This window comes from Thermosynechococcus sp. HN-54, assembly GCF_023650955.1.
Lineage (GTDB): Bacteria > Cyanobacteriota > Cyanobacteriia > Thermosynechococcales > Thermosynechococcaceae > Thermosynechococcus.
Map to the genome: position 1 here is coordinate 470,169 of NZ_CP098039.1, position 14,607 is coordinate 484,775.

Here is a 14,607-nt window from a genome sequence, read left to right on the forward strand (position 1 = left end):
CTTTGCAATTTGTTACCACAGGGGCGCAAAGTCGCTCCACAGCTTGATTTTCTGCTACAACCACAAGAGGTATATCCCACTTGGGGTTTGGTCTCGATCGTTACAAGGAGTTTGAACGCATGTTCACCCACGTCAAGTCCACAATTCGGCATATCGCGCCAGCGGCGTTAAATGGGCGATCGCTGTTGCGAGTAGTGTATGTGGTACTTGAAGCCCAATACCAGAGCGCGCTGTCGGCAGCGGTTCGCAGCATTAACGACACCCATCCACAGGTGGCCATTGAAATCAGTGGCTATCTCCTTGAGGAACTGCGCAATCCCGAAAATTATGCCGCCTTCTGTGAGGACGTGGCGCGGGCGAATGTATTCATTGCCTCCCTGATTTTCATTGAGGACTTAGCGGATAAAGTCGTCGAAGCCGTCCAGCCCTATCGTGATCGCCTTGATGTGGCAGTTGTCTTCCCCTCACTGCCCCAGGTAATGCGCCTCAACAAGATGGGCAGTTTTTCCTTGGCTCAAATTGGCCAATCCAAGAGCGTCATTGCCAACTTCATGAAGAAGCGCAAGGAGAAATCCGGCGCTGGCTTCCAAGATGCCATGCTCAAACTCCTGCGAACCCTGCCCCAAGTCCTGAAGTACCTCCCCATTGACAAGGCTCAGGATGCCCGCAACTTCATGCTCAGCTTCCAGTATTGGCTGGGGGGGTCACCCGAGAATCTGCAAAACTTCCTGCTGATGCTGGCCGATCGCTACGTCTTCAAAGGTCAGCAAACCAGCAACCTCAGCTACCAAGAACCCGTCACCTACCCCGACACCGGCATTTGGCACCCCCTTGCACCGCAAATGTTTGAGGATCTCAAAGAGTACCTCAACTGGTTCAACAGTCGTCGCGACATTGGTGCCGATCTCAAAGACCCCCTCGTGCCCACCATTGGCCTGCTGTTGCAGCGTACCCACCTTGTTACCGGTGATGACGCCCACTATGTCGCCATTGTGCAAGAATTTGAATCCCAAGGCGCACGGGTGATTCCCGTCTTCTCTGGCGGACTGGACTTTTCGACACCGCTGGAAAAATTCTTCTATGATCCCATCAACCCTGAAAAACCCGTTGTTGACACCGTCGTTTCCCTCACGGGATTTGCCCTTGTGGGGGGGCCTGCCAAGCAGGATCATGCCAAAGCTGTGGCGGCACTGAAAAAACTCAACCGTCCCTACATGGTAGCACTGCCCTTGGTGTTTCAAACCACTGAGGAATGGGAGGAAAGTGATCTGGGGCTGCACCCGATTCAAGTGGCGCTGCAAATTGCTCTACCGGAACTGGATGGTGCCATTGAGCCAATTATTCTTTCCGGTCGCGATGGCATGACCGGTAAGGCGATCGCCCTCCAAGACCGCGTCGAAATGATTGTGCAGCGGGCACTGAAGTGGGCGAATCTGCGCCGCAAACCCAAGGTGCAAAAGAAAGTCGCCATCACCATCTTTAGCTTCCCGCCGGATAAAGGCAACGTCGGTACGGCTGCCTACTTGGATGTCTTTGGCTCCATCTACAAAGTCATGGAAGCCCTGAAAAACAACGGCTATGACGTGCAGGACATGCCCGAGAGTGCCGAAGCCCTGATGCAGGAAATCCTCCACGATGCCCGTGCCCAAGTGGGGAGTCCCGAACTCAACATTGCCTACCGCATGAGCGTGCCGGAATACGAGCGCCTCACCCCCTACGCCAAGCGCCTCGAAGAAAACTGGGGCAAACCGCCGGGGCACCTCAACAGTGACGGCCAAAACCTGCTTATCTACGGCAAAACCTACGGCAACGTCTTTATTGGCGTGCAGCCCACCTTTGGCTACGAAGGAGATCCAATGCGGCTGCTCTTTTCTCGCTCCGCCAGTCCCCACCACGGCTTTGCTGCCTACTACACCTTCCTCAATCACATTTGGCAGGCGGATGCGGTGCTCCACTTTGGCACCCATGGCTCCTTGGAGTTCATGCCGGGTAAACAGATGGGGATGTCTGGGGATTGCTACCCCGATAATCTCATTGGCTGTATTCCCAACCTCTACTACTACGCCGCCAATAACCCCTCCGAGGCCACCATTGCCAAGCGCCGCAGCTACGCCAACACCATTAGCTACCTCACCCCACCGGCGGAAAATGCCGGTCTCTACAAAGGGCTGCGGGAACTCAGCGATCTCATTGGCTCCTACCAAACCCTGAAAGATAGCGGTCGGGGGGTTCAGATTGTCAACACGATCATGGACAAGTGCCGCATGGTGAATCTCGATCAGGATGTGGCTCTTCCCGATAAGGACGCGGCAGATCTCAGTGCCGAGGAGCGCGATACCCTCGTGGGCAAGGTCTATATCAAGCTAATGGAGATTGAAAGCCGCCTCTTGCCCTGTGGCCTGCACGTGATTGGCAAACCACCGACAACGGAAGAAGCAGTGGCCACATTGGTGAATATTGCCAGCTTGGATCGCTCTGAGGACGGCATTAAGAGCTTGCCCCGGCTCATTGCCGAGAGCCTAGGGCGAGACATTGACGAAATCTATCAAAATAGCGATCGCGGGGTACTCGCGGATGTCGAACTGCTGCGCCAGATTAATGAGGCCACCCGCGCTGCCGTCAGTGCCCTCGTCCAAGCCCAAGCCGATGCCGATGGTCGTGTGTCGCGGGTCTCGAAGCTGAACTTCTTTAACATGGGGCGCAAAGAGCCGTGGATTGAATCCCTCCATGGCGCGGGCTATACCCAAGTCGATGCCGCTGCCCTCAAGCCCCTGATGGAATACCTCGAATTCTGTTTGCAGCAGATTGTGGCTGACAACGAACTGGGGGCACTGCTGCAAGCCCTAGAAGGGGAATATATCCTCCCCGGTCCCGGTGGCGATCCGATTCGTAACCCCGATGTCCTACCCACCGGGAAAAATATCCACGCCTTGGATCCCCAAGCCATTCCCACCGCAGCGGCCGTGCAGTCCGCCAAAGTTGTGGTCGATCGCCTCCTAGCGCGGCAAAAAGCGGAAAACAACAACCAATGGCCAGAAACGATTGCCATGGTGCTCTGGGGCACAGACAATATCAAAACCTATGGCGAGTCCCTTGCCCAAGTGTTGTGGCTCGTGGGTGCTCGGCCTTTGCCGGATTCCTTGGGGCGGGTCAACAAGGTGGAACTCATCCCCCTAGAGGAGCTGGGGCGACCCCGCATTGATGTTGTCGTCAACTGTTCTGGGGTCTTCCGCGATCTCTTTATCAACCAGATGGCGCTCATTGACCGTGCCATCAAGATGGCTGCCGAAGCCGATGAACCCCTTGAGCTGAACTTTATCCGCAAGCACGCCCTGCAACAGGCCTCAGAATTGGGGATTGACCTGCGCCAGGCGGCCACACGGGTCTTTACCAATGCCTCCGGCTCCTACGCAGCCAATGTCAACCTAGCGGTGGAAAATAGCTCTTGGGAACAGGAGTCAGAACTTCAGGATATGTACCTTTCCCGCAAGTCCTTTGCCTTCTCGGCTGATTCACCGGGGACAATGCAGCAGGCGCGGGAACTCTTTGAAACGGCTCTCAAAACGGTGGATGTGACATTCCAAAACCTCGACTCCTCAGAAATCAGCCTCACCGATGTCAGCCACTACTTTGACTCGGATCCGACCAAGCTGGTGGCGGCACTGCGCGGCGATGGCAAACAACCCAAGGCCTATATTGCCGATACCACCACAGCCAATGCTCAAGTGCGTACCCTCTCGGAAACCGTTCGCCTCGACAGCCGTACCAAGCTCCTAAATCCCAAGTGGTATGAAGGAATGCTCTCCCACGGCTACGAAGGGGTGCGCGAGATCTCGAAACGGCTCGTGAATACGATGGGCTGGTCGGCGACGGCAGGGGCTGTGGATAACTGGGTCTATGAGGAGGCGAATGCCACATTTATTCTCGATGAGCAGATGCGGCAGCGGCTTCTGAATACCAACCCCCACTCCTTCCGCAAAATGGTCAGCACCTTCCTCGAACTCCATGGGCGCGGCTACTGGGAGACCAGTGAAGCTAATCTGGAACTGCTGCGGCAACTCTATCAAGAGGTCGAGGACAAGATTGAGGGAGTTGAGTAAGCAACGTTAAACGTTAATCGCATGGGGGGAAGCTCTCCCCCCTTTTTATTTGGTCGCAGATGTGATCGGAACCCTCCCTATAAATTGAGCGTCAGACCCCGCAGTACGTTTTTTCTGTGGAGGAGTTGACGATGTTGAAAACACTCCAAGTCGTTGGCCTGTCGTCCTTGACTGGTTTAGCTGTCCTTTCCTTTGCGGATACAGCCGCTGCGCAACTGAATGTCAACGTAAATCTTGGTGGTTCCCGTCAGCCGGTGTATGTGGTGCCGAGTCCCCCCAGCCAACCCGTCTATGTGGTGCCCACCCCTCAAACGCAACCAGTGTATGTGGTACAGCCAGGACTGGTTAGTGTTCCGCCAGCCTCCCTGCGATCGCGCCCTCACCGCAAAAAGCCCCATCCCAATCAACCGCAGTATGTGATTCCCGCCAATCCTAGTGGGGTGCTGATCACGTTTTAAGGATTCCAGCCAGAATCGCCACCCCTTCTGCTAAGATGGATTTACACATCGGTATTCCGACCGACTTATCGTAGATTCATGCAGCATGGGTAGTTGGCGACGAATTAGGGTTTGGTTGGTACTTTTCTTGCTTGGACTCGGTCTGAGTAGTCTCACGGGGGCTTGTCAATTTCAGGCCACCCTGCCCGATGGTCGCCCTGCTCAAGTCAACCTAACCCTTTCCTCCTTTGCTGTGACCAAAAAAGCCCACGAGGCTATTATGCCCTTGTTTGCAGCCCAGTGGGAACGGGAACATCAACAAAAGGTTCGCTTTCGCACCAGCTATGGCCCCTCTGGGAGTCAGTCACGGGCAGTGATTGATGGCTTAGAGGCCGATATTGTGCATTTGTCCCTTGGGTTGGATGTGGATCGCATTGCTCAGGCAGGGTTAATTCGTCGAGATTGGGCGAGTCAAGCTCCCCATAACAGCATTGTCACCACATCGGTCTGTGCCCTGATTACCCGTGGGGGGAATCCCAAAAATCTGCAAACATGGCAGGATCTCACTCGTGAGGGGGTGACGTTTGTCACTGCCAATCCCAAAACCTCTGGGGCAGCCCGCTGGAATTTCCTTGCCCTATGGGGATCGGTGACCCAAACCGGGGGAACCCCTCAGCAAGCCCAAGCCTTTGTGACAGAGGCATTTCGCCACGTGGCTGCTCTCCCCCGCGATGGCCGTGAAGCGACCGATGCTTTTTTGAAACAAGGACAGGGGGATGCCCTGATCAACTATGAAAATGAAGTCATTTTGGCACGACAAAAGGGGAAGACCCTGTCGTATAAAATTCCCGAGGCCAATATCCTGATTGAAAACCCAGTCGCGATTGTGGATAAATACGCCGATAAGCACGGTACCCGTGAGGTAGCCGAAGCGTACATTCACTTTCTCTATACCCCTGAAGCCCAAGAAATTTTTGCTCGCTATGGCTTTCGGCCAGTGGATCCAACCGTCCTTGCGGCTCATGCCCAAGAATTTCCACCCGTGCCCACGCTCTTTACCGTGGCCGATCTAGGGGGATGGGAGACCGTGCAAGCCCAATTTTTTGCCAATGGTGCCCTGTTTGATCAAATTCAGCAGGAGAATCAAGCCTGATGACCGTTACAAATCCCATGCCACCCGCCTTTGCTTCCCAAAAATCTCGCTGGCAGTTCCCTTGGGTCTGGAGAATCACGGTCTTTTACTTACTCGTGATGCTGGCTGTGCCCATTGCTGCCCTCTTGAGCCGTGCCAGTAGTGCTGGGCCGCTGCATTTTTGGCAGGTGGCAACGCGGCCGATCGCCCTCTCGGCCTACGAAGTCACATTTGTCACTGCTTTACTCACTGCCTTAATTAATGGTGTTTTTGGCACCCTGATTGCTTGGGTTTTAGTGCGCTACTCCTTTCCGGGGAAGCGTTTCTTCGATGCTGTTGTGGATCTCCCCTTTGCACTGCCAACGGCGGTGGCAGGTCTGACCCTAGCTACGGTTTATAGCGAAAATGGTTGGATTGGCAGTTTATTCACCCCTTTGGGAATCAAAATAGCCTTTAGCCGTTGGGGGGTAGCGGTGGCCATGCTCTTTATTTCCCTGCCCTTTGTCATTCGCACGGTGCAACCGGTGCTGACAGAGATGGAAAAAGAGGTGGAGGAGGCAGCTTGGTCGTTGGGCGCCAGTCATACCCAAACGTTTTGGCGAGTGATTTTGCCGCCGTTGATGCCTGCCATTCTCACGGGGGTTGCCTTGGGGTTTTCGCGGGCGGTGGGGGAATTTGGCTCGATTGTCATTATTTCCTCCAACACCCCCTTTCGGGACTTGATTGCCGCGGTGCTGGTGTTTCAGAGCTTAGAGCAGTATGACTATGAGGCAGCAACCATTATTGGTACGGTGATGCTCTTGGTGTCCTTGGGAATTTTATTTGTGATCAACCTACTGCAAGCGTGGGGACGTCGCTATGCGAAGTGTTAAACCCTCGCCCACGCAGGAGAACCCGTGGCTGCATGCCCTTTTAATTGTCATTGCCATCGGCTATCTTGCCCTTGTGCTTTTGATGCCGGCGGCCAATGTCCTTTTCCAAGCCTTTCACAAGGGAGTCATGCCCTTTTTGGAAAATTTGCTGGAACCGGATTTTCTCCATGCGGCGTGGCTGACGTTTGCCCTTGCCTTGGTAGTGGTGCCCCTAAACACGATCTTTGGCCTCTGTGCCGCTTGGGCGATCGCCCGCCATCGCTTTCTGGGACGCACCCTCTTGCTTAGCATTATTGACTTACCTTTTTCCATCTCCCCCGTTGTTGCCGGACTGATGCTGGTGCTCGTCTATGGCCGCAATGGCTGGTTTGGGGGCTTGCTGCAAGCTTTAGATATTCGCGTTATTTTCTCTTTTCCGGGGATGGTGCTGGCAACAGCTCTCGTGAGTTTGCCCTTTGTGGCGCGAGAAGTCATCCCTGTGCTGGAGGAAATCGGCACTGAGCAGGAGGAAGCCGCAAAAACTCTTGGAGCCAATGAGTGGCAAACCTTTTGGCGAGTCACGCTCCCCAATATCCGCTGGGGTCTGCTCTATGGGGTCTTGTTGACTAATGCGCGAGTGATGGGGGAGTTTGGTGCTGTGGCAGTTGTCTCTGGCAATGTGGCAGGTCTGACGCAAACCCTGCCCCTCTTTGTCGAAGACGCCTACAAAAACTACAACACGGAGTCGGCCTACGCAGCAGCAGTGATCCTTGGTTTGCTCGCCCTCGTGACGCTGGTGGTGAAGGAAATTTTGGAGCGGAAAACAGGGATCAAGTCCAACCCCTAGGAGGTACCCAATACCCGCAAAATCGAGGGTACAGCCTCAATATCCGCCATTTGGGCAATCTCGGCCATCGCTTGGCGAAACTCCCCTTCACGCACATGGTGGGTGACAATGACAATTTCTGCCAGCTCGTTGTGGCTGCCAATTTGAACCAAGGATTCTAGACTAACGTTATGGTTACCAAAGCAGGTGCCGAGTTTCCCCAGTACCCCCGGATGATCTTGGGCATGGACACGGGCATAGAAGCGACTATCCACCTCTGTCATGGGCAGCAGCGGGACGAACTGATCGTGCTGGCAGGTGAGTAGGGGATGACTGGCGCGTCCTTGGGGTAACAGTGCCGCAATGTTGATTAAATCCGCAACCACGGCACTGGCGGTGGCGCCGGCACCCGCCCCTGGACCATAGAACATCACCTGTCCCAACGGCTCTGCCTCCAAGAGGATGGCATTAAAAACCCCATTTACGCCAGCCAAAGGATGTTCAAGGGGCACCAGTGTGGGGTGAACACGCACCTCTAAGGGCTGACCGCTGAGTTGGCGGGCGATCGCCAGCAGTTTAATGCGAAACCCCAGCTTCTCGGCATAGGCAATATCCACGGCCGTGATTCCACGAATGCCCTCGCAATATACTTCCTCGCGGCGAATTCGCCCCCCAAAGGCAAGGCTGGCAAGGATGGCAATTTTGTCGGCCGCATCCCACCCCTCAATGTCAGCACTGGGATCGGCTTCGGCATACCCTAGGCGTTGGGCATCGGCGAGGATGGGAGCAAACTCCCCCTGCTCCTGCTGCATGCGGGTCAGGATATAGTTGGTGGTGCCATTGAGAATTCCCGTAATGCTGTGGATGCGATTTGCCCCCAGACTTTGTTTCAGGGCTTGAATGACGGGAATGCCACCAGCGACAGCCGCCTCCAGCATCACATAGACCCCTTGAGCATTGGCGGCGTCAAAAATTTCCGCGCCATGACGGGCAATGACGGCCTTGTTGGCGGTCACAATGTGCTTGCCATGGGCAATGGCCTTAAGCATCAGCGATCGCGCCGGTTCAATGCCGCCCAAGACTTCGACAACAATGTCAATCTCAGGATTAGTCACAATGCTTTCTAAGTCTGTTGTCAGGAGTTTCGGATCAAGGGCAACGGCACGAGGCTTATGGGGATCCCGTACCCCTACTTGGGCGATCGCCAGTTCCTTGAGTAGGGGATGGCGCCCCACTGGATCCGCAAGAATTTGGGCAACACCACCACCGACAGTGCCCAACCCCAGTAAACCAATGTGATACATCAGACCCGTCCTAGTGCACTGTTCCTATTATCCGCCGCCCTCGCCCTAGTCACACACATGGCGAACGTAGGGTTCCTCCTCAGGCAGAAAGGATTCAAAACTAGCCATCTGGGCAGCAATGAGATCGGGTGTGGCCTCGGCAATATCCCCCTGGCGATCGCTGAGACGACGGCGCAGTTCCTCTGGCGGCGCACTACAAAAATGAATCTCTAGGGGCACGTGCAGTTTTTCGGCTAAAGCAATCACGGGCTGCCGCAGAGCCCCGCGATCGTACTTCGCATCCAAAATCACCGTTTGTCCCTGCCGTAGCAACAATTCCGCATAGGCCAAGATCTGATCATAGGTTTTTTGGGTCATGGCCTCGGAGTAGAGAGCCACCTCGGGAAAATCACTGCTGCGGCGGTCAAGGGGTAAACCCGCCAAATGTTTGCGCACAGCATCGGAGCGGATTTGAATGGCTTGCTCCGCTTGGGCTAGCCCCCGTCCCCGTGTACTTTTGCCTGCCCCTGAGAGACCGCACATGACATAGAGCTTTGCTTGCCGCGGTTGGGTATAGCGATAGGCAGCTTCATAGTAGGCCGCAGCAGTGGCTTGAATCTGTGCCTTTTCGGCCTCGCTAATGGCGGGATCATTGAGGGCCAAGGCATTCACATTGCCGCGAATATAGGCCCTTACACAGAGGTACAGCGGCAAGAGCACTGCTCCCTCATAGTCACCACTCCATTCCAAGTAGGTGTTGAGGAAGAGATTGGCCAAGTCGCCGCGCCCGCGAAACTCCAGATCCATCAGCAAAAAGGCGGCGTCATAGATGCCATCAATATTGCGAAATTCTTCGTTAAACTCAATACAGTCAAAAATTTGCACCCTGCCATCGTAGAGACAGATATTGTTCAGGTGCAGATCGCCGTGGCATTCGCGGATTTTACCCCCAGCTTGCCGCTGCACAAACCACTCTTGATGACGGGTCAAAAAGTCGTCGGTAAAGGCTTGAATCGCCGCATACTGCTCTGGGGATTGACAACGACCGACAAACGGCGCTGCCAAGGCATGGCAATTGTTAATCACTTGGGCGATCGCCCGCGGCGAACCAAATTCACTAATGTGGGGACTAGTGGCAGCGGTGCGGTGGAAGTGGGCCAATGCTTTGCCGAGGGATTCAATCAGACTAGGGGTGACTTGGTTGGCAGCAAAGAGGTGCGATAACAGTTGCGATTGATCAAACTGCCGCATTTGCACGGCATAGTCAATCACCTCAGCCCCAGCCGGCAGATTTTCAGAGTCAGCAACCCAGTAGCGATCGCCCACCGCCACAATGGGCACCACGGCCAAGTACAGATCGGGAGCCAAGCGTTGATTAAGCCGCAGCTCCTCCTGACAGTAGAACTGGCGTTTTTCTAGGGTTGTAAAGTTCAAAAAACCAAAATCCACGGGCTTTTTCACCTTGTAGGCATACTCCCCCGTGAGAAACACATAGGAAATGTGCGTTTGCAGCAGTTGAATTGGGGGGGTCACCGCATGGGGGTAAGCAGCAGGCGTTAATAACGCTTCAACAAAGGCAGGCAAAGACATGCGTACTGTGGCCGACATCGCGCAATCATCATATCACTTCTACCCTATTCCCTGTGGCTAAATTGACGTTTTCGCCCTTCCTTTAGAGGATGGGGATACAACCCTCCGATGGTACATGGAATTATGGTGCGTCGCCCCGTGACATTGCCCCAACTCCAACAAAAAAAACAGCAGGGAGAGCCGATTACCATGCTCACCGCTTGGGATTATCTCTGGGCACGCCTATTGGATGCCGCTGGCGTGGATGTGATCCTTGTCGGGGATTCCCTTGGTATGGTTGCCCTTGGCTATCAAACGACATTACCGGTCACCCTCGACCAGATGATTCACCATGCGCAGGCGGTCCGCCGAGGAGTTACCCATAGTTTCCTCGTGTGTGATCTGCCCTTTTTGAGCTACCAAGAAAGCCCGGAACAGGCTCTGCGCTCAGCGGGGCGCTTAGTCAAAGAAGCGGAAGTCCAAGCGGTGAAAATGGAAGGTGCCTCGCCCGTAGTGTGTGCAGCAACACGGCGCCTAGTGGAGGCCGGCATTCCCGTGCTGGGTCATGTGGGCTTGTTGCCGCAGCAGGTGCATCAGTTGGGGGGCTGGCGACAACAGGGGAAGACGCCTCAGGGAGCGGAAGCGATTCTGGCAGATGCCCTTGCTCTGGCGGAAGCAGGTGCCTTTGGCATCATTTTGGAGCATATTCCTGGGGATTTGGCGCAGCAGATTACCGCCAAGCTGGAAATTCCCACAATTGGAATTGGGGCTGGCCCCCACTGTGATGGTCAGGTGCTCGTCACGGCTGATGTCTTGGGCTTGAGTCCGCAGGTGCCTCCCTTTGCCAGAGTGTATGCCGACTTGGGAACCCAAGCGATCGCTGCCATTGAAACTTACTGCCAAGCCGTGCGATCGCGACAATTTCCCTAAAACTTAGGCAAAAATTTCGACAACACTAGCCCACCCTAGACCAGCCAATGGGCACGAGGATTAAACGTACGTAGCGATCGCAACTTTTCGTAGAGTTCTTTTTCTTGGGCACTCAGGGATTTGGGAGGCACAATTTGCACCTTGGCAAGCAAATCTCCGGCACTGCCCCCACTGCTGCGCCACCCTTTGCCTCGCAACCGCAGCAATTGCCCGGATCGCGTGCCAGGAGGCACATTCAAAACCACATTTCCAGAGGGAGTGGGGATCGTGACTTGAGCACCCAAGGCGGCTTCATCCGGCGTGATTGGCAAATCAATCACCAGTTGATCCTCTTCAAAGCGGAAGAGGGGATGGGGTGCCACCTGTACCGTGAGATACAAATCACCCCGCTGTTGGGTGTAGGGGTTATATTGACCTTTGCCCCGCAGCCGCAACTTCGTCCCCGGCTTAATACCAGCGGGAATGGTGACTGTCACCTGTTCATCGCCAATTTTGAAGGTTTTTTGACACCCCTGAAAGGCTTCTTGGAAGCTAATTTGCACTTCCGCATCGACATCGGTACCCCCAAATGCCGATGGATCAAAGCCAGCGCTGCTCCAAGTGCGGGTACGCCCTGTGGTCGTGCCTGTGGCAAATCGCCCTAGCAATTCATTAATAAAGTCTTCAAAGCTGCTAAATTGGCTAAAATCAGCACCAAAGTCACCGATATTGACATTAAAGCCACCAGCTCCCGCCGCACTGGCCTGTTGCCAATACTGACCAAATTGATCGTATTTGCGCCGTTTTTCTGGATCAGACAGAACTTCGTGGGCTTCGTTAATTTCCTTAAAGCGAGCTTCTGCCTCTTTGTCCCCCGGATTTAAGTCAGGGTGATACTTGCGCGCGAGGCGGCGAAAGGCTTGCCGAATTTCGGCATCCGTGGCATTTTTGCTGACCCCGAGGATTTCGTAGTAATCTTTGAAGTCGGTACGCGCCATAGGAACATTCGCCTCTACGTAATCAAAAGATGAAGATTGAGTGTCAGGGCTGGCAGCAAATTAGGGCAAAAAGCTCAGTGTTATTATAGTTGAATCCCTTTATACCGTCTTGGCATGGCGACGTTTCTTCGTCCAGAACTGAGCAACCTCCGCGCCTACTCCACCCCCCCGAGCGACTCCCTACCGCCAGAACTGGATTACCTCGATACCAATGAGTTTCCGTGGGATTTGCCCACTGCCCTTAAGGAGGCGTTAGCTCAACAGTACGTCAGCACCCTCGCCAGTCATCGCTATCCCGACAGTCACCATTGGCCGCTGCGGCAGGCGATCGCCCGCTATGTCAGTGAACATAGCCCAACTCAAATCTCCCCACACCAAATTGCGGTTGGCAACGGCTCGGACGAGCTGATTCGCTCGATTCTGCTGGCCACAGCGATCGGGGGCTACGGTTCTATCCTAGTGGCCGAACCGACTTTTTCCATATACGGGATCCTCGCCCAAACCCTAGGGATTCCCGTCCATCGGGCAAAGCGAGATCCTGAGACCTTTGTCGTGCAAATTACTGAAGCCAATACCCTCATTGCCCAAGCAGATCCCCCTGTGCGCGTCCTCTTTATGCTGCAACCCAACTCGCCAACGGGAAATCCCCTAACCGCAGCAGAGGTGGACTGGCTACGGCAGCTGCCGGAGGAGATTTTAGTGGTGATTGATGAGGCCTACTTTGAATTTTCCGGCAAAACGCTAGTGGGTGAATTGGCCGAGCATTCCAACTGGGTGATTCTGCGCACGTTTTCCAAAGCCTTTCGACTGGCAGCGCACCGCGTGGGCTATGCCATTGCCAATGCAGAGGTCATTGCTGTTCTGGAAAAGGTACGTCTGCCCTATAACCTACCAACATTTTCCCAAGTGGCAGCGCAAGCTGCCCTAGAGCATCGGCAGGAGCTATTGGCAGGGATTCCCACAGTCCTTGCGCAACGGGAGCACCTTTATCAGCGGCTTCAGGCGTGCCCCCACCTGCGGGTATGGCCGAGTGTGGCCAATTTCCTCTTTTTCCGCTTGCAGGAGCCAGAGCAGACCCAGCCCCTGTGTGAGGCCTTGCGCACTCAGGGCACCCTTGTGCGGGCGATCGCCGGCGGAATTCGAGTCACCATTGGCACGCCAGCGGAGACGGAGCGCTTTTGGCAACGGCTGCAAGCTTTTTTGAACCAGCTTTAGCTAATCGGACAAGCGGCCATTGGGCAGGACTGTGCCCCGCAGGGCTGCCGTGGCTAAAGAGGTGTGGGTCAGTGTGGCACCCCGCAGGTTGGCGCGACTCAGGTTGGCTTGGTGCAATTGCACACCCGTTAGTTCGGCATTAATCAGCTTAACTTCAATCAGCTTGGCATTCGTCAAATCCACGTTGGTCAGTGTGGCATTGCTTAAATCCGAGCCACTGAGATCTGCCCCTGCCAAATTCACATCTTCTAGGGTGACACCGCGCAAATCCAGTCGCCGAAAGTCACGCCGCCCTTTAGCATAGTCTGCCAGCATTTGATCGGCTCTATTTTGATTAATAATGGCTGGGGCGTAGCGACTGAGAAAACCGTGTTTATCAAAGGCGTCTGAAGGTCGCCCCGAAGAAGCAGACATCACTAAAGTAGGATCAGGATTCTATCTTACTATAGCTTAAGCCTAGGGCAGCAACCGTTTTTTGGACTCGTGGCCAAAGAGCCTAAAGAAAGTGGCATACTGCTATAGATAAGGAACCAATAGGGAGATAACGCTGTGGGACTGTTTGATCGCATCAGCCGTGTGGTTCGCAGTTGGATGAATGCGGTGGTGAGCGCTGCCGAGGATCCCGAAAAAATTCTCGAGCAGACCATGATTGAAATGCAGGACAATCTGGTCACACTGCGGCAAGCGGTGGCTCAGGCGATCGCCTCCCAAAAACGGCTAGAGCAACAGTTCAACCAAAATCAAGAGCAGGCAGCAGAGTGGGAACGCCGTGCCAAAATTGCCCTGCAACATGGGGATGAGCAACTCGCTCTTGAGGCCTTGAGTCGCAAGAAAACAGCACTGAATGCAGCCATGGCACTCAAAGGGCAACTGGAGCAGTCCGTGACCCAAGTGGAAGCCCTCAAAAAACAAATGCAGCAGCTGGAAAGCAAGATTGCCGAAGCGAAAACCCGCAAAGAAATGCTGGTGGCACGGGCACGGGCAGCCAAGGCCTCAGAGCAACTGCAACAAACCTTTAGCAGCATCAACACCCATGCCCCCATGGCCGCCTTTGAGCGCATGGAGGAACGCGTTCAGGAAATGGAGGCTCGCTCCCAAGCCGTAGCTGAACTCAACAGTGATACCCTCGAAGCCAAGTTTGCTGCCCTAGAAGCGGGTAGTGTGGATGAGGATTTAGCCCGACTGAAGGCAGAATTGGCCAATCCGCAACTGTCACCGAGCAGCCCCCCTGCCTACGATCCAGAGTTGGAAGCCCTGCGGCGGGAACTGGAGAAAAACTAGTTATTT

General features: G+C 54.6%; 12 protein-coding genes. 8 read left to right on the top strand and 4 right to left on the bottom strand.

The features are described 5' to 3' along the window. The first annotated feature begins 119 nt into the window (after window positions 1–119). From NBE99_RS02320 to cysW, 5 genes are all read left to right on the top strand, one after another. Window positions 120–4,100 (top strand): magnesium chelatase subunit H, encoded by a 3,981-nt coding sequence (locus NBE99_RS02320; RefSeq protein WP_250682906.1) that lies wholly within the window; start codon window positions 120–122, stop codon window positions 4,098–4,100. A 131-nt stretch (window positions 4,101–4,231) separates the two neighbouring features. Continuing rightward, window positions 4,232–4,558 carry a hypothetical protein gene (locus NBE99_RS02325; RefSeq protein WP_250682907.1) on the top strand — a complete coding sequence of 109 codons (327 nt, stop codon included), beginning with the start codon at window positions 4,232–4,234 and terminating at the stop codon, window positions 4,556–4,558. 115 nt (window positions 4,559–4,673) lie between these two features. Then, window positions 4,674–5,690 (top strand): sulfate ABC transporter substrate-binding protein, encoded by a 1,017-nt coding sequence (locus NBE99_RS02330; protein WP_250682908.1) that lies wholly within the window; start codon window positions 4,674–4,676, stop codon window positions 5,688–5,690. A 17-nt stretch (window positions 5,691–5,707) separates the two neighbouring features. Further along, window positions 5,708–6,541, top strand: a complete 834-nt coding sequence (cysT, locus tag NBE99_RS02335; protein WP_315897302.1) for a sulfate ABC transporter permease subunit CysT — start codon at window positions 5,708–5,710, stop codon at window positions 6,539–6,541. Further along, window positions 6,528–7,367, top strand: a complete 840-nt coding sequence (gene cysW / locus NBE99_RS02340) for a sulfate ABC transporter permease subunit CysW (protein WP_250682910.1) — start codon at window positions 6,528–6,530, stop codon at window positions 7,365–7,367. The genes cysT and cysW overlap by 14 nt, the downstream gene beginning before the upstream one ends. On the opposite strand, the gene NBE99_RS02345 is transcribed toward cysW, so the two are convergent. Beyond that, window positions 7,364–8,650 (bottom strand): homoserine dehydrogenase, encoded by a 1,287-nt coding sequence (locus tag NBE99_RS02345; RefSeq protein WP_250682911.1) that lies wholly within the window; start codon window positions 8,648–8,650, stop codon window positions 7,364–7,366. The two genes, cysW and NBE99_RS02345, sit on opposite strands and share 4 nt — an antisense overlap. A 45-nt stretch (window positions 8,651–8,695) precedes the next feature. After that, window positions 8,696–10,237: a bifunctional aminoglycoside phosphotransferase/ATP-binding protein gene (locus tag NBE99_RS02350; RefSeq protein WP_250682912.1), complete on the bottom strand. Its 1,542-nt coding sequence runs from the start codon at window positions 10,235–10,237 to the stop codon at window positions 8,696–8,698. A 105-nt stretch (window positions 10,238–10,342) separates the two neighbouring features. Between NBE99_RS02350 and panB the strand changes: the two genes are divergently transcribed. Further along, a complete protein-coding gene (gene panB / locus NBE99_RS02355; RefSeq protein WP_250682913.1) occupies window positions 10,343–11,128 on the top strand; it encodes a 3-methyl-2-oxobutanoate hydroxymethyltransferase in 786 nt (261 codons plus the stop codon). 35 nt (window positions 11,129–11,163) lie between these two features. Here panB and NBE99_RS02360 read toward each other — a convergent pair whose 3' ends face one another. Continuing rightward, window positions 11,164–12,105 carry a DnaJ C-terminal domain-containing protein gene (locus NBE99_RS02360; protein ID WP_250682914.1) on the bottom strand — a complete coding sequence of 314 codons (942 nt, stop codon included), beginning with the start codon at window positions 12,103–12,105 and terminating at the stop codon, window positions 11,164–11,166. Between the two features lie 114 nt (window positions 12,106–12,219). Between NBE99_RS02360 and NBE99_RS02365 the strand changes: the two genes are divergently transcribed. Beyond that, window positions 12,220–13,320, top strand: a complete 1,101-nt coding sequence (locus NBE99_RS02365) for a histidinol-phosphate transaminase (protein WP_250682915.1) — start codon at window positions 12,220–12,222, stop codon at window positions 13,318–13,320. Here the strand turns inward: NBE99_RS02365 and NBE99_RS02370 are convergent, their stop codons facing one another. Continuing rightward, the gene (locus NBE99_RS02370) at window positions 13,321–13,734 is read right to left on the bottom strand and encodes a pentapeptide repeat-containing protein (protein WP_250682916.1); all 414 of its coding nucleotides are present in this window, start codon (window positions 13,732–13,734) and stop codon (window positions 13,321–13,323) included. A gap of 135 nt (window positions 13,735–13,869) precedes the next feature. On the opposite strand from NBE99_RS02370, the gene NBE99_RS02375 reads away from it, so the two are divergent. Then, window positions 13,870–14,601 carry a PspA/IM30 family protein gene (locus NBE99_RS02375; RefSeq protein ID WP_250682917.1) on the top strand — a complete coding sequence of 244 codons (732 nt, stop codon included), beginning with the start codon at window positions 13,870–13,872 and terminating at the stop codon, window positions 14,599–14,601. Window positions 14,602–14,607: the final 6 nt, after the last annotated feature.

Bases quoted from the DNA above. Each gene is read 5' to 3' on its own strand.
- NBE99_RS02320 (WP_250682906.1), top strand. From the start codon at position 120: ATGTTCACCCACGTCAAGTCCACAATTCGGCATATCGCGCCAGCGGCG.
- NBE99_RS02325 (WP_250682907.1), top strand. From the start codon at position 4,232: ATGTTGAAAACACTCCAAGTCGTTGGCCTGTCGTCCTTGACTGGTTTA.
- cysT (WP_315897302.1), top strand. From the start codon at position 5,708: ATGCCACCCGCCTTTGCTTCCCAAAAATCTCGCTGGCAGTTCCCTTGG.
- cysW (WP_250682910.1), top strand. From the start codon at position 6,528: ATGCGAAGTGTTAAACCCTCGCCCACGCAGGAGAACCCGTGGCTGCAT.
- NBE99_RS02345 (WP_250682911.1), bottom strand. From the start codon at position 8,650: ATGTATCACATTGGTTTACTGGGGTTGGGCACTGTCGGTGGTGGTGTT.
- NBE99_RS02350 (WP_250682912.1), bottom strand. From the start codon at position 10,237: ATGTCGGCCACAGTACGCATGTCTTTGCCTGCCTTTGTTGAAGCGTTA.
- panB (WP_250682913.1), top strand. From the start codon at position 10,343: ATGGTGCGTCGCCCCGTGACATTGCCCCAACTCCAACAAAAAAAACAG.
- NBE99_RS02360 (WP_250682914.1), bottom strand. From the start codon at position 12,105: ATGGCGCGTACCGACTTCAAAGATTACTACGAAATCCTCGGGGTCAGC.
- NBE99_RS02365 (WP_250682915.1), top strand. From the start codon at position 12,220: ATGGCGACGTTTCTTCGTCCAGAACTGAGCAACCTCCGCGCCTACTCC.
- NBE99_RS02370 (WP_250682916.1), bottom strand. From the start codon at position 13,734: ATGTCTGCTTCTTCGGGGCGACCTTCAGACGCCTTTGATAAACACGGT.